Origin of the sequence: Lelliottia sp. WB101 (assembly GCF_003051885.1) — a bacterium.
Lineage (GTDB): Bacteria > Pseudomonadota > Gammaproteobacteria > Enterobacterales > Enterobacteriaceae > Enterobacter > Enterobacter nimipressuralis.
In genome coordinates this window covers 1,131,218-1,157,937 of the sequence record NZ_CP028520.1, presented here as the reverse complement: position 1 = coordinate 1,157,937, position 26,720 = coordinate 1,131,218, and the positions used below count along the sequence as shown (strand labels likewise).

Genomic DNA, 26,720 nt, shown 5'->3' with positions numbered 1-26,720 from the left:
ATCCCCCCGTTTCCGCAAGGTTTTTTATGGGGCGGCGCGATTGCCGCTAATCAGGCTGAAGGAGCATGGAACGTTGATGGCAAAGGGCCGTCCGTCGCTGACGCCATCACCTGGAAGCCGAACCTGTCGCTGAAGGATTATGACGGTCATATGGCGCTGACGGATGAAAATATCCGCGATGCGTTTGAAGGGCGCAACGACGCGCTTTATCCCAAGCGTCGCGGCATTGATTTTTATCACCGCTATAAAGACGATATCGCCCTGTTTGCCGAGATGGGCTTTAAGGTTCTGCGCGTGTCCATTGCCTGGTCGCGTATCTTCCCGACAGGCGAGGACGCGGCCCCTAATGAAGCGGGCCTGCAGTTTTACGAGGAGATGTTCCGCGAGCTGCGCCGCCATAATATTGAACCGCTCGTCACGCTCTCACATTATGAAATGCCGCTGGCCCTGAGCGAGAAGTACAACGGCTGGGTACATCGTAACGTGGTGGATGCTTTCGTGCGGTTCAGTAATGTCTGCTTTGATCGCTACAAAGATCTGGTGCGCTACTGGCTCACCTTTAACGAAATCGACAGCATTCATCGCCATCCGTTTACCACCGCCGGGATTCGCGAAGAGAAAAGCGCGCCAGGAAAAGCGCAGCAGGACATTTACCAGGGGCTGCACCACCAGTTCGTGGCCTCTGCGCTGGTGACCCGCGACTGCCACGCCAAAATTCCCGGCAGCCAGGTCGGGTGCATGCTGACGAAGCTCACCACCTATCCTCACAGCTGTCGCCCGCAGGACGTAGAGGCCACGCTGAAAAAAAATCTCGAAAACTACTTTTACGCCGATGTGCAGGTCTTTGGTGAATATCCGCCGCTGATCCTGCGCGATCTCGCCAGCCGTGATATTCAGATTGAGATGCAGGAAGACGATCATCGTATTTTGAAAGATCACACCGTCGATTTTGTCTCCTTCAGCTATTACATGTCCCTCACCGAATCGACGCAGGCTGATGTCGAGCGCACCGCGGGTAACACGATTCTGGGGGTAAAAAACCCGTACTTGCCTGCATCCGAGTGGGGCTGGCAGATTGATCCCGTCGGGTTGAAAATCTCCCTGCTCGAACTGTACGACCGTTACCAAAAGCCGCTGTTTATTGTCGAAAATGGCCTAGGGGCAAAAGATACCGTCGAGGAAGGGAAGATCCACGACAGCTATCGTATCGACTATTTCCGCGCCCACTTCGAACAAACATTGGCAGCTATCAACGAAGGGGTAGATGTGATGGGATTCACCACCTGGGGTTGTATCGACATTATCAGCGCGGGCACATCGCAGATGTCCAAACGCTACGGCTTTATTTATGTCGACCAGGATGACGAAGGTAACGGCACGCTGGAACGCGTGAAAAAAGAGTCGTTCTGGTGGTACCAAAGAGTGATTGCCAGCAATGGCGCTGACATGAGCTAAACGGCCAGGCCGCAGGAATAACCGTGATAACGATAAAAAAATCGCTCAATAACAGTATGCTGCTGGTCGACCACGACCAGCGGGAGATGATCCTGTTTGGTAAAGGGATAGGTTTCGGAGCCAAACCCGGTACGCATATCGACCTGGCGCAGGTGGAGAAAGTCTTTCTGCCGCTTAGCGATCTGAAATCCCGCCATTTTTTATCCCTGACGGATACCATTCCTGCGGCGTACTTTGACGTCAGCCATGAGATTCTCACGCTCGCCCGCAGCCTGTGCGGCGAAAAGCTAAACTCCGTGCTGCTGTTTACGCTCGCCGAACATCTGCATTTTGCGGTGGAGCGTAGCCGTAACGGGCAGTTGATCCTGAATAAGTTGAGCTGGGAAGTGAAGCGCTATTACCCGCAAGAATACCGCGTCGGAATGCAGGCGCGAGACAACGTGAATGAACGCTTTTACGTAGAGTTACCGGAAGAAGAAGCGGTCAATATTGCGTTCCATCTGATTAACGCCAGCAGCCAGGATGACAACAGCTCCGCGCATCAGCAGGTCGAACTGGTGAATCGCATCGCCGAGATTGTGCGCTACAAGCTGAGCAAAGCGATCGATACGGAGTCGGTGAATTACCGGCGGTTTATCACCCATCTGCGCTATTTCGCGGAACGCGTGTTAAGTGGAAGCGTGGTGGTCAGTGAGACCGAGGATTTTTATCAGGAGCTGATGCGCCATCGTCCGGACGCAATGACCGTCGCGTGGGTGATTCGCGATTACGTGCAGGAGAAGTATCAGCTAACGCTGCCGAAAGATGAGCTGACGTGGCTGAGCATTCACATCAGCCGGTTAATGGACGGTCATACCTAGGCCGGGCAATCGCCCGGCCATATCGCATTACGCCTGACGCAGGTTCTGCGCGGCTTTCACCATGTTCGCCAGTGCGGCACGGGTTTCTGGCCAGCCGCGGGTTTTCAGGCCGCAGTCCGGGTTGACCCACAGACGCTCAGCCGGAATACGCTGAGCCGCTTTCTGCAGCAGGGCTTCAATCCACTCCACGCTGGGTACGTTCGGGGAGTGAATGTCATACACGCCCGGCCCGATTTCGTTTGGGTAGTCGAACTCTTCAAACGACTCCAGCAACTCCATATCGGAACGCGACGTTTCGATGGTGATCACATCCGCATCCAGCGCGGCGATAGAGTCCATGATGTCGTTAAATTCGCAGTAACACATGTGGGTGTGGATCTGCGTGTCGTCCTTTGCCACGGCGGCATTGATGCGGAACGCTTCCACGCCCCACTCCAGATACGCCGCCCAGTCGCTGCGACGCAGCGGCAGACCTTCGCGCAGTGCCGGTTCGTCAATCTGGATGATGCCAATGCCTGCCGCTTCCAGATCCGCTACTTCATCACGCAGCGCCAGCGCAATCTGTTTGGCGATGGTTTCGCGGGTCACGTCTTCGCGCGGGAAGGACCAGCACAGAATAGTCACCGGACCGGTCAGCATGCCTTTGACCGGTTTGTCGGTCAGAGACTGGGCGTACTTCGCCCATTCGACGGTAATCGCTTCCGGGCGGCTCACGTCGCCAATCACCACCGGGGGTTTCACGCAGCGTGAACCGTAGCTCTGCACCCAGCCGTTCTGGGTAAAGACGAAACCGTCCAGATGCTCACCGAAATATTCCACCATGTCGTTACGCTCGGCTTCGCCGTGAACCAGCACGTCCAGACCCAGACGTTCCTGCTCAATAATCGCCTGTTTGATGTGTTCAGCGATGCCTGTGCGGTAGTTATTGGCGTCGAGATTGCCTTTTTTGAAGTCCAGACGCAGGCCGCGAATTTCAGTGGTCTGCGGGAATGAGCCAATAGTGGTGGTTGGCCAGGCCGGCAGATTAAAGCGCGCGCGCTGGGCTTCAGCACGAACTTCATAGGCATTTTCACGCTGGCTGTCTTTTGCGGTGATCGCCGCCAGACGTTTTTCCACCGCCGCATTGTGAACACGAGTCGAGTGACGGCGTGCCTGAATCGGTGCACTCCATTCGGTAATCGCAGCCGTGTCGCCGCTGTTCAGCGCATCGCGCAGCAGGGCCAACTCTTCACATTTTTGCAGGGCGAAGGCAAACCAGCTTTTCACTTCCGCATCCAGACGCGTTTCCACGCTTAAATCGATCGGGCTGTGCAGCAGGGAGCAAGACGAGGCTACCCACAGATCACGTTTGCCGACAATGTCTTTGATCTGCGCGTATTTCTCGGTCAAATCGGCGCGCCAGACGTTACGTCCGTTGACCAGACCGGCAGAGAGCAGCCAGTCAGACGGCAGCCGTTTGTGCAGCTCTGCCACGTCATCTTTGCCGTGAACCAGGTCAACGTGCAGGCCCTGCACCGGCAGCGCGGTGATGGTGTCGAGGTTCGGCGTGACCCCTTCGAAATAGGTGGTCAGCAGCAGTTTAACCTGCCCGGAGAGAGCGTCGTAAGCCGGTTTGAAGGCATCCAGCCACGCCTGCGGCAGCTCCAGCACCAGCGCCGGTTCGTCGATTTGTACCCACTCGATGCCGCGTTTTGCCAGCTCAGCCAGCACCTGCTGGTACACCGGCAGGATGTCTTTCAGCAAGCTCAGGCGGTCAAACTGCTCGCCTTTCACTTTGCCCAGCCACAAGTAGGTTACCGGGCCGAGCAGTACAGGTTTGATTTTGTGGCCCAGCGCCAGCGCTTCGTCCACTTCATCCAGGATTTGCGTCCAGGTCAGTTTGAACTGCTGGCCTTTCACAAACTCCGGCACCATGTAGTGATAGTTGGTGTTAAACCATTTGGTCATTTCTGCGGCTGCCGCTGGCTCGCCGGTCGGTGCGCGGCCACGCCCCAGGCGGAACAGGGTGTCGATATCTACCGATCCATCGTTGTTCTGATGACGAGCCGGCACATTGCCGAGCAGCAGGCTGGTGGTCAGAACATGGTCGTACCAGGCAAAATCGCCCACCGGCAGCAGATCCACGCCTGCCTGTTTTTGCTGATCCCAGTGACGCGCACGCAGCTCGCGTCCAACCGTCAGCAGCTCTTCACGGGTGGCGTTGCCCGCCCAGTAACTCTCTTGTGCTTTTTTCAGCTCGCGGCGAAGGCCAACGCGAGGAAAACCGAGGGTGTGGTTAATAATTGTCATGTCGCTGCCTCTTATGAATTCGTTATTTAGCCATCCAGATGTTTACACATCCATAATGTGAATGTACTGTATGATCCACAAGCGCAAATTGTTCATGGCGAAGTGAAGGACTTTCATGATCGAGATAAAACACCTGAAAACGCTACAAGCGTTGCGGAACTGCGGTTCGCTCGCAGCGGCTGCGGCCACGCTGCATCAAACACAATCCGCCCTGTCCCACCAGTTCAGCGATCTGGAACAACGCCTTGGCTTTCGTCTGTTCGTGCGTAAGAGCCAGCCGCTGCGCTTTACGCCGCAGGGCGAGATTTTGCTGCAGCTGGCGAATCAGGTGCTGCCGCAAATCGCCAGCGCCCTGCAATCCTGCAATGAGCCGCAGCAGACACGGCTGCGCATCGCAATTGAATGTCATAGCTGTATTCAGTGGCTGACGCCCGCGCTTGAGAATTTCCGTCAGAACTGGCCGCAGGTAGAGATGGACTTTAAATCGGGCGTGACCTTTGACCCGCAGCCGTCTCTCCAGCAGGGCGAGCTGGATCTGGTGCTGACCTCCGATATTCTGCCGCGCAGCGGTCTGCACTATTCGCCGATGTTTGATTATGAAGTGCGCCTGGTGCTGGCGCCTGACCATCCGCTGGCGGTGAAAACGCGCGTCACGCCGGAAGATCTGGCGACTGAAACGTTGATGATCTATCCGGTGCAGCGCAGTCGTCTGGATATCTGGCGCCATTTCCTGCAACCGGCAGGCATCAGCCCGAACCTGAAAAGTGTTGATAACACCCTGCTGCTGATTCAGATGGTGGCGGCTAAAATGGGGATCGCGGCGCTGCCGCACTGGGTGGTGGAGAGCTTTGAACGTCAGGGCCTGGTAGTAACCAAAACCCTGGGCGAGGGATTGTGGAGCCGACTGTACGCTGCCGTGCGCGATGGCGAGCAGCGTCAGCCGGTCACGGAGGCGTTTATTCGCTCAGCGCGGAATCACGCTTGCGACCATCTGCCATTTGTTCGGAGCGCGGAGCGACCCAATGGCGATGTACCCACAGGGAAGCCAGAATCACCGTTCCCCCAATAATAAAGCTCGGCCAGTGGGGTTGTTCCTGCCAGATTGCCAGGTTCACCAGCAGCCCCGCAGGCACGTGAACGTTGTTCATGATGCCCAGCGTTCCGGCATCCACCTGCGTAGCTCCATAGTTCCACATAAAGTAGCCCAGTCCTGAAGCGACCACCCCAAGCCAGATCAGCACGCTCCATTGCAGTGTGGTGGTTGGCAATTTTTGCGGATTGCCCAGCATAAACCACGCCACCACCGCCACGATGAACGCCCCCACATAAAACCAGGCGAACGCGTTGTGCTGCGGCATCGGGTGGATCTCCATCAGGCGTTTGTAACCCACCATGCCAATCGCAAAGCTGATGTTCGCGAGCTGGACAAACATCAGCCCGGTCCAGAAGTGATCGCTCACTTTGTCGTAGCGAATAATCGCCGCACCGGCCACCGCCAGCAGCGCGCTCAGGACGTAGCCCCAGCGCAGACGGCGTTTGCTCAGCAGGTCATAAATCAGCGTGATGTAGAGCGGCGTCAGTACCGTGAACAGCAGGAATTCCGATACCGACAGATAGACATAGGCGCGGAAACTGAACAGATACATGATGCCGAGCTGCATTGCGCCCACCAGCATGTACAGCAGAATGGTTTTGATCGTCTGTCCGCGCAGGCGCAGGAACGGCAGGAACACCAGCGCAGCCAGCCCAACGCGCATCAGCACAGAGAAGTAGCTGTCGACGTGTACGGCAAGATATTCACCGATCAGGCTGAACGAGAAGGCCCACAGGATAGTGGTGATAATGAGTAGCGCCACAATGCATGTCTCTCAGAAAGAAGGACGAGCATTGTAGCGAACTCTTCAGTTGACAACTGAGCAATAAATAATCAAATGAAGATTATTCAAGGAACAGTTTGCGCAGATAGTTCGGCACGGCGTTATCGGTGTTGGTGCCAATCACCTCCAGCTCCGGGTGCAGATCTTTCAGACGCTGGTGCGCGTTTTCCATAATGCAGCCTTTCCCGGCCATCGACAGCATTTCAGCGTCGTTCATGCCATCGCCAAAGGCGATGCAATCTTTCAGCTCGTAGCCCATGCGTTTTGCCACCGCTTCCAGGGCGTGACCTTTCGATACGCCGCCCGCCATCACTTCCAGACAGGTCAACGTTGAGAAGCTGACGTTCACCCGGTCGCCCCAGCGCGCGTTAATGGCCTGCTCCAGCGGCAGCAGCTCTTCGTGGCTTTCGCAGGTGAAGAACACTTTACTGATCCCTTCAGGCTCCAGCAGACCCGGCTCGTACAGGGTGTAGTTGAAAACCGCTTCCTTAAAGAAACGCATTTCATCCGGACGATGACGGTTCATAAACCAGTCGTCGTTGCGGTAAACATTGGTGACGATTGACGGGTTGCTATGCACCACGCCAAACAGGTCGGCGGCGATATCGCGATCGAGGTTATGGGTGAAGATCAGATTGCCGTCGGTGTCGTGTACGCGAGCACCGTTAGAGGTGATCATGTACGCTTTGATGTCCAGATTATCGCGGATCTGCCCCACATCCACGTGGTGGCGGCCTGTTGCGAAGACGAAGTTCACGCCACGGGCTGTCAGGAGTTTTAAGGTTTCTTTCGCGTAAGGCGACAGGGTGTGGTCGGGAGAAAGCAGCGTGCCATCTAAATCAGATGCGACAACCTGGTACATAGGAAAATTTAACCTCAATAGGAAATCAGTTATGCCTGTCGAAAAACTCGACGATAGCGTTGAGCGCGACTGAGCGCATGGTGTCCTTTTCAAAAAGGATCTCATGGTACGCGCCCTTTATGACCAACGGTTTCTCCCCTTCACAGGGGTGCCCGGCGGCGGCGCGCAATTCGCAAAAACGGTCGTGCATGCGGTTATCCACCACACGCTCTTCTTCCGCCTGAATCAGTAACGTTGGCGTGGCATCTTTACCCGCACCGGCCAGCGCAGACTCCCCCGCGCGGATACCCTCACGCACCCAGTGGTACGTTGGCCCACCGACGCGCAGGCGCGGCTCATCGGCGTAGAAACGCAGGTTACGCCGATAACGCTGGCGGCTGTGCGTTAGCACGTTCACGGCAAACGGCAGGGCGCGCCAGCGACCGGTCCCGATCGCGTAGCCTTCACGAATGCGCTGATGGCCCTCAGCCCAGTCGAGAATATGGCGCACCATCCAGTCCGGAAAGCGCATCACGATGCCAAACATCGGTGCGGTGAGCGCGATGGCATCGCACTGATGCGGATGACGCTGTAAAAAGAGCGTCGCAATCGCCCCGCCCATGGAGTGTGCCAGGATATAGCGCTTGCGCCACGGCCCAGGCTGTACTTCCTGCTCCCAGAACGCGGCGAGATCGTCGACATAATCGCTGAAATTCACCACATGCCCGCGGTGCGAGTCGGATAACAACCGACCGGAGCGCCCTTGCCCACGATGGTCGATAATCAGTACATCAAACCCAAGATGGAAAAGGTCGTAGGCCAGTTCAGCGTATTTAACGTAACTTTCGATACGACCGGGGCAAACCACGATCACGCGGTCATTTTTGACATTCCGAAAACGAACAAAGCGCACCGGAACATTGTCCACGCCTGTGATTTCGGCTTCTTCGCGCTGACGCCAGAAATCGGTCAGCGGCCCCATGGAGAAAGCAGCAAATGCGTTCTCGCGTGTTTCCCAGTCCTTTTTCTGCTGAAACATCGGGTTTCCACCCCTGTAAGCCAAGGAATATCGTTTTTTCTGGTTGCGTCACACAATGACGCGACAATAGCGTATTGTGGCATAAAAATAGACGATTCGGGAGTTTCAAATGACCTTCGAGTGGTGGTTCGCTTACCTGCTGACATCCATCATCCTGAGCCTTTCCCCTGGCTCTGGCGCGATCAATACCATGACCACGTCCATTAACCACGGCTATCGCGGCGCGGTGGCGTCCATTGCCGGACTGCAGACCGGGCTGGGTATTCATATCGTGCTGGTGGGGATTGGTCTTGGGACGCTGTTCTCGCGTTCAGTGCTAGCGTTTGAAGTGCTCAAATGGGCAGGCGCAGCTTATCTGATTTGGCTGGGCATCCAGCAATGGCGCGCGGCAGGCTCGATTGACCTGAATACCCTCGCCCATACCCAGACGCGTGGTCGCCTGTTTAAACGCGCGGTATTTGTGAACCTGACTAACCCGAAAAGCATCGTCTTTCTCGCCGCCCTCTTTCCGCAGTTTATTGTCCCGCATCAGCCACAGGTGATGCAGTACGTGGTGCTCGGCGCCACCACCATTATCGTCGATATCATTGTGATGATTGGTTACGCGACCCTGGCGCAACGAATTGCCGCGTGGATCAAAGGGCCGAAACAGATGAAGGCGCTGAACAAAGTGTTCGGGTCATTGTTTATGCTGGTAGGTGCGTTGCTGGCGTCGGCGAGGCATGCGTAGCCGGGAAAAGCCGGATGGCGGTGCAAGCACCGCATCCGGCATTCAGGATATTAGCGGGAGATAATCAGGTGAATCCCAAACCCTGCGAAGAGCGCACCCGCAAAGCCGTCGATCCACTTCGCCAGGCGCTGATAGCCGCGGCGCATGGACGGTAAGGCGAACAGGCTCGCTACCACGGTAAACCACGCGAAGGTTTCGACGACGATCAGCAGGAAAATGCCCCAGCGCGCGCCCGCGCCGACGTCGTCACCGACGAACAGGGAAAACACCGAACCGAAGTAGATAATCGCTTTTGGGTTTGCAAGGTTGGTCAGTAAGCCGCGTACGAAACTGCGTCCACCGGTCGCCAGCTCAACGTTAGGTTCAGCGGCTACGCTCTCTTCTTTCTTCAGCGCACCGCGCAGCATCTGGTAGCCCATCCAGCACAGATACAAGCCACCGCCGACCATAATGATATTATGCAGCCAGGCCATTTTCGCGAGGATCAGGTTCAGGCCAAGCAGCGCAACGGCAGCCCAGACCATGACACCCATGGTAATACCGAGCACGCCCATCATCGCCTCTTTGCGGGAGCGGCTGACGGCAGTCTGCGAAACGAAGAAAAAGTCAGGGCCAGGGCTCATCAACGCAACGATGTGCACCAACGCCACAGTGAGGAATAGCATTAACATAATTAACTCGCGGGAAAATAATTCAGTGAGTCACCATCCTGGCACTTTTTAGCCGGACTGACTACTCCTCATCGTCACCATCAGCATGGGAACGAATGAGCGCCATAAATTCTTTGCCAAAGCGCTCGAGTTTGCGCGTACCAACGCCGTTGACGCTCAGCATTTCACCGGCGCTGAGCGGCATCTGCTCGGCCATCTCAATCAGTGTCGCATCGTTGAACACCACATACGGCGGGATGTTTTCTTCGTCGGCAATCGCCTTACGCAGCTTGCGCAGTTTGGCAAACAGCTTGCGATCGTAGTTGCCGCCGTAGGATTTCTGCATCACGCGCGGTTTCAGGGCGACGACGCGTGGAACCGCGAGCTGCAGCGCTAACTCACCGCGCAGCACAGGACGCGCCGCTTCCGTGAGCTGGAGCGCGGAGTGCTGGGCGATATTTTGCGTGGCGAAACCGAGGTGAATCAGCTGACGGATAATACTCACCCAGTGTTCGTGGCTCTGTTCGCGGCCAATGCCATAAACCGGCAGCTTATCGTGGCCCATCTCGCGGATACGCTGATTATTTGCACCGCGCAGCACTTCCACCACGTAACCCATACCAAAGCGCTGATTCACGCGGTAAATGGTTGAGAGCGCCTTACGGGCGTCCATCAGCCCATCGTACTGTTTTGGCGGGTCGAGACAGATATCGCAGTTACCGCACGGCTCCTGGCGCCCCTCACCAAAGTAGTTAAGAAGCACCAGTCGACGGCAGGTTTGCGCTTCGGCAAACGCGCCCATCGCGTTGAGCTTATGACGTTCGATATCCAGCAACTGCCCCTGCGGTTTTTCTTCCAGGCAGCGGCGCAGCCACGCCATATCCGCCGGATCGTAAAACAGCATCGCTTCGGCAGGCAGACCATCACGCCCGGCGCGGCCCGTCTCCTGATAGTAGGATTCGATATTGCGCGGAATGTCGAAATGCACCACAAAGCGCACGTTCGGTTTGTTGATGCCCATCCCGAACGCCACGGTCGCGACCACGATTTGCAGGTCATCACGCTGGAATTTTTCCTGCACGTCGGCGCGGATATGGTTTTCTAAACCGGCGTGATAGGCCGCGGCGCTAAAGCCACGGTTTTGCAGACGCGCGGCGGTGTCTTCCACTTTCGCGCGGCTGTTGCAGTAAATAATGCCGGATTTGCCGCGCTGCTCCTGCACGTAGCGCAGAAGCTGGTCCGTCGGCTTGAATTTTTCCATCAGCATGTAGCGGATGTTGGGGCGGTCGAAGCTGCTGACCTGAATAAAGGGATCGTTTAGCCCGAGCAGGCGCACGATGTCCAGACGCGTGGTGTCATCCGCCGTGGCGGTGAGTGCCATAAACGGCAGCGCCGGGAAACGCTGGCGGAGTTGGCCGAGCGCGGCGTACTCCGGGCGGAAATCGTGCCCCCACTGGGAGATACAGTGCGCTTCGTCGACCGCCAGCAGCACCGGGTTCCAGTGCGCCAAATGTTCGAGGAAGTTGTCCAGCATCAGACGTTCCGGGGCGATGTACAGCAGGCGAATCTGCCCGGTACGGCATCCGGCCATCACTTCCTGCTGCTGTTCACGAGTCTGAGTGGAGTTGATACAGGCAGCGGCCACGCCGTTAGCCAGCAGCTGATCCACCTGGTCTTTCATCAGGGAAATGAGCGGTGAAACCACCACCGTAAGACCATCCAGCACCAGCGCGGGAACCTGATAGCACAGGGATTTGCCGCCGCCTGTCGGCATCACTACCAGACAGTCGCGGCCTTCCAGCACGGTTTCAATGATGGTTTCCTGGCCAGGGCGGAATTGCTGGTAGCCAAAGGTTTCATGCAAAACCTGTTTAGCCAGCGATTCCTGATTCATTACTTCCGCCTGCGCCACGTTAACCCCATTTGCCAGATACAAAACAGGCGCTATTTTCAGCGCCTGAGAGAGAAACTTCAACGTTTAACGCAAAAACATTTAGCAGGCTAGAAAAGATCGTTAAGCATCACGCCCACGCCGACGCGGGTCTGATTGAAGTTGTAGTCGATCAGCGACTCGCCGTAACCGCTGTACACCTGAGTATAGATGCGTACATGTTTGGTCATCGGATAGCTCAGGCCCAGCTCTGCGCCGCCGTAGCCGGTGTTCCAGTTGTATTGACCTTTGGCGCTCAGCACCGCGTCGCCCAGCTGATAGCCAATCTTCAGCTGATAGTAGCCCATGTATTTGGTGATATCCGGGTTGTCGTCCGTATCGCCAATCACATACCACGGCTTCACTTCCACCATCCAGTTGCCGTTTTCCGCCATCAGACGTGTGTACAGGCGGTTCCAGCTACGCGAGGTTGGATCGGATCGGCCGTTGGAGTCGTGGTTATAGCCAAACTCCACATCGCGCAGCGTCCAGCCGGCAAATTCGTCATCGGTCGCAAAACCGAGGAACAGCTGCGGCTCATAATTGGTTTCGCGGAACGGAGAAGATTCGCCGCTATTAGAGAGCTGCCACCAGGATTTCTGGGTATACGAGCCGCCCAGAACCGAGTTCGGCCCCAGAATGCCGCGCCAGAACGGGAAGGCCAGGCTGAGCTGGAACTTCACTTCGTCTTTACGCGCATTATCGGACCAGTTATAGGAGCTGATCGCTTCTTTGTTGAGATCGCTCGTCTGGGTGTAGATCACATAGTTTGTGTCGTACGGGTAGAGCGTGAACGGGTTATCGTGCTCCTGAAGCATGTTAGCAATAATGCTGCCGCGAACGGCGGGCTTATCGTGCACTTCCTTGAGCGTCGCTTCCTGCGCAAATGCTGTGAGCGGCAGCGTAACCGCCGCCAGTAACCAACCCAGATACGTCCGCATCGGTGGGGTTCTCCTGCAAAATGAAATTATGTGAATAGTTATGTGGGCCACATTCTACCTATTTCTCAATTAACTTCCCCTCTTCGTTTCTGAAAGTGGAATTCCTTATCTCTGAAGCTTAAAATCAACATTTTGTTAACAACGAAGGATGCGACTTTTCATGTCAGCCACGCTTACCGCTGAAGAAGCTCTGAAACTGGTGGGAGAGATTTTTGTCTATCACATGCCCTTTAACCGTGCGCTGGGGCTGGAGCTTGAACGTTACGAGAAGGGATTCGCTCAGCTCAGCTTTAACAATCAGCCGATGATGGTGGGAAACTGGGCGCAAAGCATTTTGCACGGCGGAGTGATCGCTTCTGCGCTGGATGTTGCCGCCGGGCTGGTCTGCGTGGGCAGCACGCTGGCACGCCATGACACCATCAACGAAGATGAACTGCGTCAGCGCTTATCCAGAATGGGCACCATTGATTTACGCGTAGATTATTTACGGCCAGGCCGCGGGAACCGTTTTACCGCCACCAGCAGTCTGCTGCGCGCAGGCAATAAGGTCGCCGTCGCTCGCGTCGAATTGCATAACGAAGAGCAGGTTTACATCGCCAGCGCAACCGCCACTTATATGGTGGGTTGAGAAGGTGTAATCGGGTAAAATGAATTTACTTTTTTGTAACGGATTATCCCGATGGATGCTAAACAGACGCGGCAGGGCGTTTTACTCGCTCTAGCCGCTTATTTTATATGGGGTATCGCGCCTGCGTACTTCAAGCTGATCTACTTTGTCCCGGCCGATGAAATCCTCACCCACCGTGTGATCTGGTCCTTTTTCTTTATGGTGGCGCTGATGAGCGTGAGCCGCCAGTGGTCGGGCGTGAAAACGCTGATGCAAACCCCGAAGAAGATTTTCCTGTTGGCGCTGTCTGCGGTGCTGATCGGCGGCAACTGGCTGCTGTTCATCTGGGCGGTGAACAACCACCATATGCTGGAAGCGAGCCTCGGTTACTTTATTAACCCGCTGGTGAATATCGTGCTGGGGATGCTTTTCCTCGGCGAGCGTTTCCGCCGAATGCAGTGGGTGGCGGTACTCCTGGCGCTCTGCGGTGTACTGGTACAGCTGTGGACCTTCGGCTCGCTGCCGATCATCGCTCTGGGGCTGGCTTTTAGCTTTGCGTTTTATGGCCTGGTGCGTAAGAAAATCGCCGTGGAAGCGCAAACCGGGATGCTGTTTGAAACCCTGTGGCTGCTGCCGCTGGCCGCGATCTATCTGTTCGGCATCGCCGACAGCAGCACCAGCCATATGGCGAATAATCCGTGGTCGCTGAATCTGATGCTGATTGCCGCCGGTGTTGTCACCACCATCCCGCTACTGTGCTTCACCGGTGCCGCCACACGCTTACGCCTCTCCACGCTTGGCTTCTTCCAGTATATCGGCCCGACGCTGATGTTCCTGCTGGCGGTGGTGTTCTACGGCGAAGTACCGGGCGCGGATAAGATGGTGACGTTCGCGTTCATCTGGGTGGCGCTGGCGGTATTCGTCGCCGATGCGATTTATACCCAGCGTAGAGTGCGGAAAGGGGTGTGATTTTTTGCCGGTGGGCGCTTTGCCACTCTGGCCTACAGGTTACGTAGGCCGGAGAAAGCGCAGTTGCCACCCGGCATCACGCTCAAAGCCAGTTACGACGTTTGAAATAGAGATACGGTGCCAGCCCGGCGAGGATCATAAAGATAATCGCGCCCGGGTAGCCGAAGCTCCAGCGCAGTTCCGGCATAAACTCAAAGTTCATCCCGTAGCTCGACGCCACCAGCGTTGGCGGCAGGAACACCACCGACACCACCGAGAAGATCTTGATGATGCGGTTCTGCTCGATATTGATAAAGCCCATCGCCGCCTGCATCAGGAAGTTAACTTTCTGGAACAGGGATTCGTTATGCGGCAACAGGGATTCGATATCGCGCAGGATCTCACGCGCCTGCTCCAGCTGACCGCCCGGTAAACGCGCTTTACGCACCAGGAAGTTCAGGGCGCGCTGGGTATCCATCAGACACAAACGCACTTTCCAGCCGATATCTTCCTGCTCCGCCAGCGTCGACAGCGCTTCGTCATATTCATCGCCCTGATGGCCTTCCATGATCACGCGGCTCAGCTTTTCAAGATCGCTGTAGATGTTTTCGATTTCGTCCGCCAGCTGCTCGATTTTGGTTTCGAACAGGTCGAGCAGCAGCTCATAGGCATTGCCATCTACCATCGCCTGGCTGCGGGCGCGCATGCGGTAGAGACGAAACGCAGGCAGCTCGCGTTCGCGCAGGGTAAACAGGCGGCCATCACGAATGGTAAATGCCACGGTGGAGTTACCGGCGTGGTCTTCCGCATCTTCATAAAAGAAGAAGGAGTGAATATGCAGGCCGTCTTCGTCTTCAAAGAAACGCGCGGAGGCCTCGATGTCTTCCAGTTCCGGGCGGGTCGCCAGGCTTTGTCCGAGCTCTGATTGTACGCGAAGGCGTTCATCGTCGTCCGGCTCGACCAGATCCACCCATACGGCATCAATGAGGGGCTGTGACTCTTCAGCTTCAAGCCGAATCAGTCGGTTTTTTTCCAGTTGAAATGCGCTCAACATGACCGGGACTCCCAATGCAAAAAATATCGGACAGTTCGGTGGGCACACAGAAACAATATGGGTTTCAGACCATTAAAAGCCTGACTCAGCGCGACGGGAATTAAGCAGGTCGCTGACAACCACTAAGGCCATCAGCAAGAGGAGATAGCCTTAGGAGTTGTTCCTGGATGACAGGGAATTGAGCCAGTATCTACTGGGTGTGTCCAAGGCGAATGTCCTCTTAGCGTAATCGTGCGCGCATGTTACGCCAGCAATAACTGTGGCGTCAACACGCAACGGAACGCTGAAGAGCAATAAATAGCCTTCAGCTTATAAGGCTAGCAGATTATTACAAAATAATGATATTTTTCTGAATGTTACACTGTTTCCAGCTTGGCGTAAGCCGCGACCAGCCATTTGATCCCCTGCCCCTGGAACGCCACCTGCAGGCGACTGTGCTCGCCGCTGCCTTCCAGATTCACGATGGTGCCTTCGCCAAATTTGGAATGGCGAACGCGCTGGCCCAGCTTGTAGCCCGTATCGTTTTCCGAAATCGGCGTGCCCATCCGCTGATGGTTGACCGGACGGCTGATACTGGCGCGCAAACGCACCTCTTCGACGCACTCCTCCGGCAGCTCGCCGATGAAGCGCGACGGGCGATGGTAGACCTCTTTGCCGTACAGACGGCGCGTTTCCGCATAGGTCAGGGTCAGCTTTTGCATCGCACGGGTGACGCCCACATAGGCCAGCCGACGCTCCTCTTCCAGACGCCCGCCTTCATCGAGCGACATCTGGCTTGGGAACATCCCCTCTTCCATCCCGACGATAAACACCTGCGGGAACTCTAGCCCTTTCGCGGAGTGCAGCGTCATCAGTTGAACCGCATCCTGCCAGGTATCCGCCTGCCCTTCGCCCGCTTCCAGCGCCGCGTGGGAGAGGAATGCCTGCAGCGGCATCAGATCTTCGTCTTCTTCGTTGTAGCTAAACTGGCGCGTTGCCGTCACCAGTTCCTCTAAGTTCTCAATACGCGTCTGGCCTTTCTCGCCTTTTTCCTGCTCGTACATCGTGCGCAGACCGGAATCTTTCACCACCCTGTCCGTCTGCACGTGCAGCGGCATGTCGGCCGTTTCCTGTGCCAGGGCATCGATCAGTTCGATAAAGCGCTGAAGCGCGCTCGCGGCGCGTCCTGCCAGCGCTTTTTCCTGCAACAGCTCACGGCACGCCTGCCAAAGGGTGAGCTGGCGGTCACGGGAGGCCTGGCGCACCACGTCGAGGGTGCGATCGCCGATACCGCGCGTGGGTGTGTTCACCACGCGCTCAAAGGCCGCGTCGTCGTTACGGTTGGCAATCAGGCGCAGATAGGAGAGCGCATCTTTGATTTCCTGACGTTCGAAGAAGCGCATGCCGCCGTAAATGCGATACGGCATGCTGACCTGTAACAGCGCCTCTTCCAGCACGCGCGACTGGGCGTTGCTGCGATAGAGAATGGCGCACTGCTCAAGCGCTCCGCCGTTTTCCTGCCAGGTTTTAATGCGGTTGACCACAAAGCGGGCTTCGTCCAGTTCGTTGAACGCGCAGTAAATTGAAATCGGCTCACCGTCGACGCCGTCGGTCCACAGCTTTTTGCCCAGACGCCCGTTGTTGTTTTCTATCAGGGCGTTTGCGGCGCTCAGAATATTGCTGGTTGAACGGTAGTTCTGCTCCAGACGAATGGTTTCGGCGCCCGGGAAGTCGTTCAGGAAGCGCTGGATGTTTTCCACCTGCGCGCCGCGCCAGCCGTAAATCGACTGGTCATCATCGCCGACGATCATCACTTTGCCGGTGTCGCCCGCCAGCAGGCGGATCCACGCGTACTGAATGTTGTTGGTATCCTGGAATTCGTCCACCAGGATGTTGGTGAAGCGCTCGCGGTAATGCTGAAGAATATGCGGTTTGTTGAGCCACAGCTCATGGGCGCGGAGCAGCAGCTCGGCGAAATCCACCAGCCCCGCGCGGTCGCAGGCTTCCTGATAGGCCTGATAGACCTTCTGCCAGGTTTGCTCCACCGGATTACCGAAGCTCTGAATATGGTGCGGGCGTAGCCCTTCGTCTTTCTGGCTGTTGATGTACCACATCGCCTGACGCGGCGGCCACTGCTTCTCGTCAAGATTCATCGCCTTAATCAGGCGTTTAAGCAGGCGCAGCTGGTCTTCACTGTCGAGGATCTGAAAATCCTGCGGCAGATTGGCATCCATATGGTGCGCGCGCAGCAGACGGTGCGCCAGCCCGTGGAACGTGCCTACCCACATGCCGCCCTGGCTGGTGCCCATCAGCTGTGCGATACGGTGGCGCATCTCTGCCGCCGCTTTGTTGGTAAAGGTCACCGCCATGATGGAGTACGGCGAGCAGTTCTCTACGCTCTGCAGCCATGCGATGCGATGCACCAGAACACGCGTCTTACCACTGCCCGCCCCTGCCAGCACCAGCATATTGGTCCGCGTCGCGGCAACCGCGTCGCGCTGTTTGTCATTAAGGCTGTCGAGAAGGTAAGAAACGTCCATTGGCACCGCCAGAAGTCATCTGCCCGACAGCGTTTTTTCTGCCGGGCATACTGTTGATTTATACAATACTGCTGGTGATTATATCAGCGTGGTGAGGGATGCCAACCGCGAAATTTCGATGTGTGGCAACAGGCGGCTGTCGGCGGTCTGCATCAGATCGGCCCTTTCCGGTTTGATCCAGCAGGCCTGCATTCCGCAGCGGATCGCGCCCGCCACGTCGGTGGTCAGGTCATCGCCGACGTGCAGGATCTCGCCCAGCGGCAGATCGAGTTTTTCGGCAGCCAGATGATACATGTCGTTAAAAGGCTTCGAGCGCCCGTGCGGGCCCGCGCGCAGGACGAACTGGAAATAATCGCCCAGGCCAAACAGTTCCGGCTGCGCGTTGCCGTTGGTGATCGCCACCAGCGGCCATTTTTTACCGAGAGCCGTCAGGGTGTCGTGCGTTTCCTGCGGCACATCGATCCGGCTGCGCCATTTGGCAAAGTTCGCCATTGAAGCTTCTGCGCCCAGCGCCGCCTCTTGCGCGCTCAGGCCGGCATTCAGCATCGCCTGCTCTACCGCACGACGACGCCATTCGGTTACGTCGTGATAGATGTCCGGTTCGGTTTCGCGCAACGCCTGGCGCAGGCGCTGAAAATCTTTGTTTTGCAGCGTTTTTAAAGCGGGATGGTAGTTTTGCACAAACGCCAGAGATTCCTGCTCGGTGCGCAGAATCACTTCGCGGTTATCGTAAAGGGTGTCATCAAGGTCAAACGTCAGGGCAGAGATCTGACCCAGTGGGCGGTAAAAACGCATTATTTCCCCCGTTTTGCGCGTGGATGCGCCGAGTCATACACCGAAGCAAGGTGTTGAAAATCAAGATGGGTATAGATTTGAGTGGTCGATAAATTGGCGTGGCCTAACAGCTCCTGCACGCCGCGCAGGTCGCCGCTGGATTCCAGCATGTGGGTGGCAAAAGAGTGGCGCAGTTTGTGCGGGTGAACGTGGCTGTTCAGCCCCTGCTTAATGCCCCATTCGGCAAAACGCTTCTGCACATTACGCGCGGAGATCCGCTTGCCAAGCTTCGAGAGAAACAGCGCGTTCTCTTCGGCGCCAAACAGCCCGCGCAGGTCGAGCCAGTGCTCAATCCATACCACTGCATTGCGGCCAATCGGTAAACGGCGCTCTTTGCTGCCTTTCCCCATCACCCACACTTCGCCGGTATCCAGATCGAGATGTTTAAGATCTAACCCCACCAGTTCCGAAAGACGTAAGCCCGCACCGTACATTACTTCTAGCATGGCGCGATCGCGTACCGCCAGCGGATCGTTAAGATCGATATCCAGCAGCCGATTCACGTCATCAACGTCGATATTTTTCGGCAGATGGCGCGGCGCTTTCGGGGTAGCGATGCCTTTCGCCGGATTGGCTTTTAGCTGGCCCTGGCTCACCAGCCAGTCGAAGAAACTGCGCAGGGCTGAGAGACGTAACGCGAGACTCGCGGGGCCTAAACCTTTGCGGCGACTGCGCACCACAAACCCGCGCACGGTGGCAGCGTCACATTGTTGCCAGCTCTTCAGACCGGTTTCATCGGCGATCTGCATGATGGCATCAAGCTGACGCTGATAGTTCAGCAGCGTGATCGGGCTAAGCTGTCGTTCAACGCCCAGATAGCGCAGGAAACGCACCACCAGAGGCGCAAGCAGGGAGTCCGTCATACGCGCTCAATCCAGCGCTCCAGCAGCTCAGGGAGCATCAGGGCGATTTCCTGCAACAAATGCGTGGCTTGTCCCTGCTCGTAATGATGCGCGTCGCGGCTGGTGAATAACATTACGCCCAAATCGCCTTCGCGCCCCATCAGGGACATGGCAACCGAGCCGATAGCCTTGGCTTCAGGAAGCACCACCAGCAGTTCAGGACCGTTCAACGGGCCGAGATAGTGATGCTCATGACCAAGACGCTGAATGCGCAGCGGTTCAAACGCCTGACGGCTTAGCGCCAGATGCGTGAAACCGGAGGGGGCACCGATGCGCCAGCGGTCGGGAAAGAGACGAATAGTTGCGCCTGCCAGCCCAAGCTCACGCGCCCAGCGATGAAAGCGGCTGAGAAACTCGTCCAGGCTGTGCGCCGACGCGAGCCGCGCCTGCAAATGTAGCAGACGATAAAACAGGCTTTCGTTATTGCTGGCCTGTTCCATCAGCAGGGTCATGTTCTCTTCCAGCTGATCGATGTGCTTGCGCGAGCGCGCCATATGCCATTCGACCAGCGAGACGGTGTCGCGCACCGGATGCGGCACGCGCATCTGTTCGACCACGCGTGCATTGCGGATAAAAAACTCAGGATTGCGCAGCAGATAATCAACAACAGTCCGGTCGTCCAGCTCCGTTATTGCTTCCTGCAGTTCTTCCCCTGGTTGTTTCATAAATGGATAAACCCGTCGTATACATGTGCCGCCGGGCCAGTCATATACAGTGGATGACCCGGACCTTTCCAGGCGATATCAAGACGACCGCCCGGCAATTCCACGCGAACCTCTTCTGCCAGTAATCCTTGTGAGATACCCACAGCCACAGCCGCGCACGCGCCGCTGCCACAGGCCCGCGTTTCGCCTGCGCCGCGCTCATAAACGCGCAGACGGATATGTTCACGTTTCACCACCTGCATGAAACCGATATTGGCGCGCTCAGGGAAGCGCTCATGGCTTTCCATAATCGGGCCTAAGGTTTCAACGGCAGCGACATCAACATCATCAACCTGAATCACGCAATGGGGATTGCCCATCGAGACGACGCCGCACAATACTGTCTGCTCAGCCGCCCGCATAATATAGGTCTTTTCCGCTTTGATTGCCCGAAACGGGACCGCAGAAGGCTCGAAGTTGGGCTCGCCCATGTTCACGCGCACCAGCTCGTCGTCGGTGACGCTGAGCACCATGCGGCCATTGGCCGTACTGACGCGAATATCGCGCTTGTTGGTCAGCCCTTTCAGACGCACAAAGCGCGCAAAGCAGCGCGCGCCGTTGCCGCACTGGGATACTTCGCTACCGTCAGCATTAAAGATTCGGTAGTGAAAATCGAGATCCGGATCGTAGGGTGGCTCAACGACCAGCAGTTGATCAAACCCCACGCCCAGATGCCTGTCCGCCAGGCGACGAATCAGCTCAGGGGAAAAAAAGACATTCTGCGTTACCGCGTCGACGACCATAAAATCGTTGCCAAGGCCATGCATTTTAGAGAACTGCATCATTTACTCCATTGCGCGGTTGAACAACTGATTGTCAGTAGTTGACCTGGCTTGGGCCACCGTTATCGCCGCGATCGTTGCTCACTGGCGTCGATGATTCAATCTGGGTTTGAACGGGTTTGGTTGGCGGCGGCGCTGTTTTATCGGCTGGCGGGAAGTAAAGCGGCCCTTTCAGACCACAGCCAGTCAGACTAAACAGTGTGATGAGAACGGCAAGCGTTCGAAAAACGTTTTTCATTATGGGTTGCCCGTAAGTTCATGCTTTCTGTTTCTATCATCGCAGGAGAAGACACAAAAGCAAGAGTTAGCCGCTTTCCTGCAACGGGAATTATTTAGCGTTATACTGCCGCCATCACGAAAAACAGGAACAAAACCATGAATGACAGTGAATTCCATCGCCTGGCCGATACCCTGTGGCAGACCATTGAAGAGCGCCTGGACGACTGGGATGGCGACAGCGATATCGATTGTGAAATCAACGGCGGCGTGCTGACGCTCAGCTTCGAAAACGGCAGTAAAATTATTATCAACCGCCAGGAGCCGCTGCACCAGGTATGGCTGGCAACAAAACAGGGCGGCTACCATTTCGATCTGAAAGACGACCAGTGGGTGTGTGACCGTAGCGGCGAAACGTTCTGGAATCTGCTGGAGCAGGCTGCGACGCAGCAGGCGGGCGAGGACGTCAGCTTCCGTTAAGTGAATTGATACCGTTTCTTTCTGGAAACGGTATTCACAAAAACACGCTTTTCCTTTTTATTTATTTCATAGATCCCCAGTAGACCTTCCATTAATTAATTTAAATACCTCTATTATTCACACCTCATCATTACACTAAATTGATTGATTTCTTTTTGGGTCGGGCACAGAATTATTTTCGTTATTACACTGCAAATCCAAAACTTATAATCCGGCTGAATATATAATAAGGAAATGATATGTCTGACTTGGTTTATTTAACCCTGAATGGCAACCAGCAAGGGTTAATTTCTGCTGGCTGTGCATCCATGAGTTCAATCGGTAATAAGGCCCAACTCGCCCATGTTGATCAAATCATGGTGTATGCGCTCAAGCATGCCCTCTCTCGCGTACAGAACGTTAATCATCAGGAGTTAAGTATTGTAAAACCCATCGATAAATCTTCTCCTCTGTTAGGAAAAGCCATAAATGATAACGAAACGCTAACCTGTGAATTCAGTGTTTACCGTACCAACCGGGCAGGTATGAATGAGCTTTACTATAAAATAAAGCTGACCAACGCCCACATTTTGCACCTGGAAACAGTCATTCCGCACAGCGTTATTGAAAACGGAGCAGAATCACAGGAAAAAGTTTCCTTCAGTTATGAATCTATCACCTGGGAGCATTTCTCAGCCGGAACAAGTGCATACAGTTTGTGGAGTGAGCGAATTTTATAATCTCAAGGAACGATAATGAACATGAATGAATGGCACACAGATCCAAACCCCTGGGACAACCACGACTCTCATCCGTTTCCCAGCATGAATCCTATGCTGGGTGATATGGCAATGCTTAATGACACGTTGATTAGTCAAAGTCACCATATCCTTTTGCTGACGCTTGAGGAAGCGCAGGAAGTGACTGACGAGATGCTTGGAAACATCGATAGCTTTTTCTCCTACCGCGCAGGGCCAGGGAATATCAAAGACGCCATGGATGGTTTTCACTTTCTCAGTCGTTTGACAACTTACTATAACCCTGCAGGGCAATTACTTATTAACTTTAAATCGCTGGGTATCAAAGCGGTTGAATACACACTCAATGGCCATAGCTACATCAAAATCACTGGTTATCCAGGCCTGCGTCGTATTTTGCAGGGGACCCGCTATGGTGCTCGCAATGTACAGATAATGGAAATGGGGATTGGAAGGCTTGGATATTTCGGTGCTATTACGGGCGGAATTAAATGTTGTATCTATTTTTCTCTTGCGTGGCGAGCGATAGAACTCATTTTTAAATCTGACTATACATTGAATGATTTTCTGGTAGATATTCCTATGGATGCGGTGAAAGCGATGGTTGCCGGAGTGGTGATTGGAGCGATTGGTGGGGGATTTATGTTAATAAGCGGATCAATATTAATTACTCCTTTTTGTATAATTGCTATAGGATTTGCTACGAACATAGGATTTAACATTATTGATGATAAATTAAATTTATCTACAAGCCTAAAAAAAGGACTCCTTACAGCGATCACAGAAAGGAATAAAATCAGTGCTTGGAACCTACAACACAACGATCATTTTTTTAGCAATTTATTCAGCCAGGGATGGTAAGAATGAAAAAAAATACAACGTTAAGCTGGAAAGTGTTTATCATCAAAAAAATCGTATCCATTTTTATCATAGGAGTATTCTCTCTATTTATTATATTCAATATTAAATCAGTTCCATTACGAAGTGTTATATCATTAATTAATCGCAACGATATTATCTTCAATTATGGTATGTCAATCGCATGTTTTGGAGGATTGCCATTTGCGCTATATATTATTGGTTTTACGCTTCGTACTTTATTTCAGAAAAGAACCATAACTACAGAACGACCAACATTAGCAGGAAGTATATTTTTGTTTTTTAGCATTGTTATTTTCGGAATCTTCATCATCGCATCTTATTTAGTGCCATTATGGCTGATTTTTTCTGGATATCATCCGTGCCAGGGGGCCTCACTACATGGGTACTTTGTGATTGATTTAGATTTATGTAAGAGCATTGCCCCACCATCTAGTTTTTGGTGAATCATTGCGGCGTGTCTGAAACGACTTATTAGGCGGCAGCCCGAATGCGCTACGCTTATCGGGCTTACAACGACTGAACCTTAGGCCGGATAAGCGAAGTGCATCCGGCATGGTGGCTCAGGAAAAATACTGCTGCAACAGCGGCTGATTCGCGTCCTGGTTGGCCGGCGGAGCGGGGATAACCTGGGTGCGGAACGGAATCACCTGCGCGCGGTCATCGACTTTCACAATCTGATAGAACTGCGGCAAGTTGAAGTTGATAAAGCTTGAGCCGTAGGTGAAGCGGTCGTGTGAGGACGAATAGAAGCGGCTCACGTCGCGCACCAGCTCTTCTTTACTGCCCTCGCAGTGGTGATACACCTCGGCGCGGTTGGTCTCATCCAGAATATAAATGGTAAACCCGGACTCATCGGCCGCTTCTTCGAAGAAGAACTGGATAATCCCTTCGCTGGCAAACCCATCCACCACCTGCGGCAGTTTAACGTGGTTCGTTTCTACCTGCACAGAGAGGCCATGCAGCTTGTTGTGGGAAATCGCGCCGTAGAACTCAATCGCGTTTTCCAGCTTCTGTACAGAGACGTTGAGGCGTTCAAAGAACAGGCCCCAGGTCTGACCGGAGACACGCAGCGCTTTGAAGCGTCCGGTTTCCTGACGCGTACTGGACAGGCGCAGTTCGATACACTCTGACACAAGCTGCTGCACGCGGGTACGAATCAGGCCACGCAGATGCTGGCTGTAGCAGAACACTTCCACGCTATCCGGCGGCGCAGCGTCCTGGTGCATTTTGCCGAGAATAGTTTTCAGCGCTTCGATCATCGCCTGCTCGCCGTTGAAATGCAGAGTACGCACTTCGTTCCACGAGTTGCGATACAGCAGATCCACGCTGCCGACCAGGCAGTTTTGCTGCTCGCCAAAGCTAAAGACATCCAGCTTGCGGAAATCAAAATGGACCACCTGATTGCGGAAGGCCGCCGTCGGGTCGTATTCCAGGTTGACGATAATCGCCAGATGGCGAATCTCACACGGGCTGTAGAGCGCTTTTGGTGTTGGCGCTGGCAGACGCAGCGGGAAGTGGTGCGACACATCGGCGACCATTTCCTGCAATTTGGCGAGATCAACGACCTCATTGCCTTTGATAAACAGGCGCGTCCGCGATGTCAGCAGGCCGTTAAACCAGGCCCAGGCCACCAGCTTGTTCAGATAGCGGTTATATTCCAGCGGCTGATGGCTGATGATCGAATCCATGCTTGGCGCACGGTTGTACAGATACCAGCCCGTGCGGTTGGCGCGGCCTGGCGGAACATAGATAAAGGTCAGATTAGGTTCTGACAGGTCCGGCGAAATCTGCGGGTTAACCAGCGTGACTTTCCCCGGCAGCGCTTCGAACGCAGCGTAAAGTTTACGGGTTAAAACACCGATATCCTGCGGGCTGGCGGAAACGCTGAGGTTGTTACGGCGGGCGAAGCGAATCAGATTGCGGTAGCTCTGCATCATCGCATCGAGCAGTTCGTTGTGCGCTTCACGCACCTGATCGATTTTCCAGTTGGCGCGGTTATCGAGCATAGACAAACGTTCTTCGTCCCAGCCCCACTCTTTGACTAACTGACTGACCACTTCACGACGCCAGCCAACGCATGCGCGTTCGCGGCTGAGTTTTTCACAGACTTTGAGATAGAAACATCGACGTACCAGATCGAGACGCGTGGTGTCATCAATGGCTTTCAGGTATTCGGTCACGCGTTCAAGCATCATGCAATAGGCATCGAGGCCAAAGGAGACGATCTCTCCATCATGCAAACGCTGTTTGATATCTTTCGCCAGCAGTCGCGGCGTAGGGTATTCCCAGGAGTAGGCTTCCAGCAGCAGGGTTTTCAGCACCGCTTTATACGGGGAATCAATACTCTTATAGAGCTGCCACAGACTCGCGCCAAAATACTCTTCGGCGGACAGAGAGCTTAAACCGCCCAGATCCAGCCATTCGTTTGGCGTCAGGACGCCCTGGGAGTAGAGCGACATGACGTAATCGTCGTAATGCTCTTCTTCTTCGCACGGCACCATATTCCACAGAATACGCTTCCCGGCGAGGCGCACGGCGCTACGGTAAAATTCGTCGAGCAGCAAAATATGCTGCGTGGAGCCACAGTCTTCACCACCGAGACTGCCGCTTTCGTTATGGCGGAAACGGTTTTCATCAATCAGGAAGAAGCTCACTTCCACGCCGAGCGACGCCGCCCAGCTCTCCAGCAGGCTGCATTTACGCTGCAACAACTGGCGCTCGTCATTATCGAGCCAGGATTGATGGCAGACCCAGATATCCAGGTCAGAAGAACAGCTTTGGCCTACGGATGAGGTACTCCCCATGGTGTAGACGCCGGTTATCGGCAGCTCACCTTTTGGAGACACCTGCGGCGGCATGCCACGGTAGAGTTCCAGCTCGGTCAGATAGTGCTGTTGAGTTTCATCAGGCGTGAAAAGGCAAATGCCCTGGGGAACGTTACCATCGAGGTAACCTGGCATCAGCGGATGGTGATAGTGCAGTAATGTTGGCAGCAGACTGTAAACCTGTTGGAAAGCAGGTCCCATGGCAGCAAGCGCACGATCCACGCGCAATTGATTTATGGCATCCAGTCTCTGTTTCAGAGTCTCAATATAGAGGTACAAGACATATCGCCTGATGTTGCCGGACGTAGCAATCGTTCAAAAGAGCAATGATTACGAGCCCGCAGTATTTCAAAAAAGAACCGTTACCCTTTTTCGTCCTTACTCAATGGTGGTAGCGACGAAAAAATGGTCTAAAACGTGATCAATTTAACACCTTGCCGATTGACCGTAAAGAAAGATGCGCTACATACAAGTGTAGCACCGTTCTGTACGTGTAAATTCCTTAATACGGCAGCGGGTGTCCTGCGCACCGCCTTGTCCCTCACCCCTTCATCGACCGTAAAACTGACATCCCAGAGTCAACAATGTTAGGATGGTCTGCGGACGATAATGACGGTA

Annotated in this window: 26 protein-coding genes; 10 read left to right on the top strand and 16 right to left on the bottom strand. The window is 54.8% G+C overall.

What is annotated here, in order from left to right; all coding sequences use genetic code 11:
* Both DAI21_RS05430 and DAI21_RS05425 read left to right on the top strand, forming a co-directional pair.
* Window positions 1–1,455, top strand: a complete 1,455-nt coding sequence (locus DAI21_RS05430; protein WP_107702647.1) for a glycoside hydrolase family 1 protein — start codon at window positions 1–3, stop codon at window positions 1,453–1,455.
* 23 nt (window positions 1,456–1,478) lie between these two features.
* Complete coding sequence (locus DAI21_RS05425) at window positions 1,479–2,315, top strand: PRD domain-containing protein (RefSeq protein ID WP_107702646.1); 837 nt, start codon at window positions 1,479–1,481, stop codon at window positions 2,313–2,315.
* 27 nt (window positions 2,316–2,342) lie between these two features.
* Here the strand turns inward: DAI21_RS05425 and metE are convergent, their stop codons facing one another.
* On the bottom strand, window positions 2,343–4,604 hold the full coding sequence (metE, locus tag DAI21_RS05420; protein WP_107702645.1) for a 5-methyltetrahydropteroyltriglutamate--homocysteine S-methyltransferase: 2,262 nt from the start codon (window positions 4,602–4,604) through the stop codon (window positions 2,343–2,345).
* 115 nt (window positions 4,605–4,719) lie between these two features.
* On the opposite strand from metE, the gene metR reads away from it, so the two are divergent.
* Window positions 4,720–5,673, top strand: coding sequence for an HTH-type transcriptional regulator MetR (gene metR / locus DAI21_RS05415; RefSeq protein ID WP_107702644.1), 954 nt, complete (start codon window positions 4,720–4,722; stop codon window positions 5,671–5,673).
* On the opposite strand, the gene DAI21_RS05410 is transcribed toward metR, so the two are convergent.
* From DAI21_RS05410 to pldB, 3 genes are all read right to left on the bottom strand, one after another.
* A complete protein-coding gene (locus DAI21_RS05410; protein ID WP_107702643.1) occupies window positions 5,561–6,460 on the bottom strand; it encodes a carboxylate/amino acid/amine transporter in 900 nt (299 codons plus the stop codon). The two genes, metR and DAI21_RS05410, sit on opposite strands and share 113 nt — an antisense overlap.
* Window positions 6,461–6,542: 82 nt before the next feature.
* Entirely contained in the window at window positions 6,543–7,343 is an 801-nt protein-coding gene (yigL, locus tag DAI21_RS05405) for a sugar/pyridoxal phosphate phosphatase YigL (protein WP_100778451.1), read from the bottom strand.
* Between the two features lie 25 nt (window positions 7,344–7,368).
* Window positions 7,369–8,361, bottom strand: a complete 993-nt coding sequence (gene pldB / locus DAI21_RS05400) for a lysophospholipase L2 (RefSeq protein ID WP_102105646.1) — start codon at window positions 8,359–8,361, stop codon at window positions 7,369–7,371.
* Between the two features lie 109 nt (window positions 8,362–8,470).
* On the opposite strand from pldB, the gene rhtB reads away from it, so the two are divergent.
* Window positions 8,471–9,091, top strand: a complete 621-nt coding sequence (gene rhtB / locus DAI21_RS05395; protein ID WP_100778449.1) for a homoserine/homoserine lactone efflux protein — start codon at window positions 8,471–8,473, stop codon at window positions 9,089–9,091.
* Window positions 9,092–9,141: 50 nt separating this feature from the next.
* Here the strand turns inward: rhtB and rhtC are convergent, their stop codons facing one another.
* The 3 genes from rhtC to pldA all read right to left on the bottom strand — a co-directional run bounded on the left by rhtC (window position 9,142) and on the right by pldA (window position 12,612).
* Window positions 9,142–9,762: a threonine export protein RhtC gene (gene rhtC, locus DAI21_RS05390; protein WP_100778448.1), complete on the bottom strand. Its 621-nt coding sequence runs from the start codon at window positions 9,760–9,762 to the stop codon at window positions 9,142–9,144.
* A gap of 61 nt (window positions 9,763–9,823) precedes the next feature.
* A complete protein-coding gene (gene recQ / locus DAI21_RS05385) occupies window positions 9,824–11,653 on the bottom strand; it encodes an ATP-dependent DNA helicase RecQ (RefSeq protein ID WP_100780793.1) in 1,830 nt (609 codons plus the stop codon).
* 89 nt (window positions 11,654–11,742) lie between these two features.
* Window positions 11,743–12,612, bottom strand: coding sequence for a phospholipase A (gene pldA / locus DAI21_RS05380; RefSeq protein ID WP_100778447.1), 870 nt, complete (start codon window positions 12,610–12,612; stop codon window positions 11,743–11,745).
* A 160-nt stretch (window positions 12,613–12,772) separates the two neighbouring features.
* Here pldA and yigI point away from each other — a divergent pair, with 160 nt between their 5' ends.
* Together yigI and rarD are read left to right on the top strand one after the other, a co-directional pair.
* The gene (gene yigI, locus DAI21_RS05375; protein WP_095283881.1) at window positions 12,773–13,240 is read left to right on the top strand and encodes an acyl-CoA thioesterase YigI; all 468 of its coding nucleotides are present in this window, start codon (window positions 12,773–12,775) and stop codon (window positions 13,238–13,240) included.
* Between the two features lie 51 nt (window positions 13,241–13,291).
* Window positions 13,292–14,188 (top strand): EamA family transporter RarD, encoded by an 897-nt coding sequence (gene rarD, locus DAI21_RS05370; protein WP_100778446.1) that lies wholly within the window; start codon window positions 13,292–13,294, stop codon window positions 14,186–14,188.
* An 82-nt stretch (window positions 14,189–14,270) separates the two neighbouring features.
* Here rarD and corA read toward each other — a convergent pair whose 3' ends face one another.
* The 8 genes from corA to DAI21_RS05335 all read right to left on the bottom strand — a co-directional run bounded on the left by corA (window position 14,271) and on the right by DAI21_RS05335 (window position 21,200).
* Window positions 14,271–15,221, bottom strand: a complete 951-nt coding sequence (corA, locus tag DAI21_RS05365; RefSeq protein WP_095283883.1) for a magnesium/cobalt transporter CorA — start codon at window positions 15,219–15,221, stop codon at window positions 14,271–14,273.
* A 150-nt stretch (window positions 15,222–15,371) separates the two neighbouring features.
* Window positions 15,372–15,428: a YsgD/CorL family protein gene (ysgD, locus tag DAI21_RS23175; protein ID WP_212743980.1), complete on the bottom strand. Its 57-nt coding sequence runs from the start codon at window positions 15,426–15,428 to the stop codon at window positions 15,372–15,374.
* A 149-nt stretch (window positions 15,429–15,577) separates the two neighbouring features.
* Window positions 15,578–17,740, bottom strand: coding sequence for a DNA helicase II (uvrD, locus tag DAI21_RS05360; RefSeq protein ID WP_107702642.1), 2,163 nt, complete (start codon window positions 17,738–17,740; stop codon window positions 15,578–15,580).
* Window positions 17,741–17,818: 78 nt separating this feature from the next.
* On the bottom strand, window positions 17,819–18,535 hold the full coding sequence (gene yigB / locus DAI21_RS05355; RefSeq protein WP_102105650.1) for a 5-amino-6-(5-phospho-D-ribitylamino)uracil phosphatase YigB: 717 nt from the start codon (window positions 18,533–18,535) through the stop codon (window positions 17,819–17,821).
* Window positions 18,535–19,437, bottom strand: a complete 903-nt coding sequence (gene xerC, locus DAI21_RS05350) for a tyrosine recombinase XerC (RefSeq protein ID WP_107702641.1) — start codon at window positions 19,435–19,437, stop codon at window positions 18,535–18,537. The genes yigB and xerC overlap by 1 nt, the downstream gene beginning before the upstream one ends.
* Window positions 19,434–20,141: a DUF484 domain-containing protein gene (locus DAI21_RS05345; RefSeq protein ID WP_100778442.1), complete on the bottom strand. Its 708-nt coding sequence runs from the start codon at window positions 20,139–20,141 to the stop codon at window positions 19,434–19,436. The genes xerC and DAI21_RS05345 overlap by 4 nt, the downstream gene beginning before the upstream one ends.
* Window positions 20,138–20,962 carry a diaminopimelate epimerase gene (gene dapF, locus DAI21_RS05340; protein WP_102105652.1) on the bottom strand — a complete coding sequence of 275 codons (825 nt, stop codon included), beginning with the start codon at window positions 20,960–20,962 and terminating at the stop codon, window positions 20,138–20,140. The genes DAI21_RS05345 and dapF overlap by 4 nt, the downstream gene beginning before the upstream one ends.
* 34 nt (window positions 20,963–20,996) lie before the next feature.
* Window positions 20,997–21,200 (bottom strand): lipoprotein, encoded by a 204-nt coding sequence (locus DAI21_RS05335; protein ID WP_102105653.1) that lies wholly within the window; start codon window positions 21,198–21,200, stop codon window positions 20,997–20,999.
* A gap of 137 nt (window positions 21,201–21,337) precedes the next feature.
* Between DAI21_RS05335 and cyaY the strand changes: the two genes are divergently transcribed.
* The 4 genes from cyaY (at window position 21,338) to DAI21_RS22935 (ending at window position 23,720) form a co-directional block, all read left to right on the top strand.
* Window positions 21,338–21,658, top strand: a complete 321-nt coding sequence (gene cyaY, locus DAI21_RS05330; RefSeq protein WP_107702640.1) for an iron donor protein CyaY — start codon at window positions 21,338–21,340, stop codon at window positions 21,656–21,658.
* 239 nt (window positions 21,659–21,897) lie between these two features.
* The gene (locus tag DAI21_RS05325) at window positions 21,898–22,377 is read left to right on the top strand and encodes an Hcp family type VI secretion system effector (protein ID WP_107702639.1); all 480 of its coding nucleotides are present in this window, start codon (window positions 21,898–21,900) and stop codon (window positions 22,375–22,377) included.
* Between the two features lie 15 nt (window positions 22,378–22,392).
* Entirely contained in the window at window positions 22,393–23,256 is an 864-nt protein-coding gene (locus DAI21_RS05320) for a hypothetical protein (RefSeq protein WP_234419517.1), read from the top strand.
* Window positions 23,257–23,258: 2 nt separating this feature from the next.
* On the top strand, window positions 23,259–23,720 hold the full coding sequence (locus DAI21_RS22935) for a hypothetical protein (RefSeq protein WP_159075405.1): 462 nt from the start codon (window positions 23,259–23,261) through the stop codon (window positions 23,718–23,720).
* A gap of 117 nt (window positions 23,721–23,837) precedes the next feature.
* Here the strand turns inward: DAI21_RS22935 and cyaA are convergent, their stop codons facing one another.
* Window positions 23,838–26,381: a class I adenylate cyclase gene (gene cyaA / locus DAI21_RS05315; protein WP_107702638.1), complete on the bottom strand. Its 2,544-nt coding sequence runs from the start codon at window positions 26,379–26,381 to the stop codon at window positions 23,838–23,840.
* Between the last annotated feature and the right edge of the window lie 339 nt (window positions 26,382–26,720).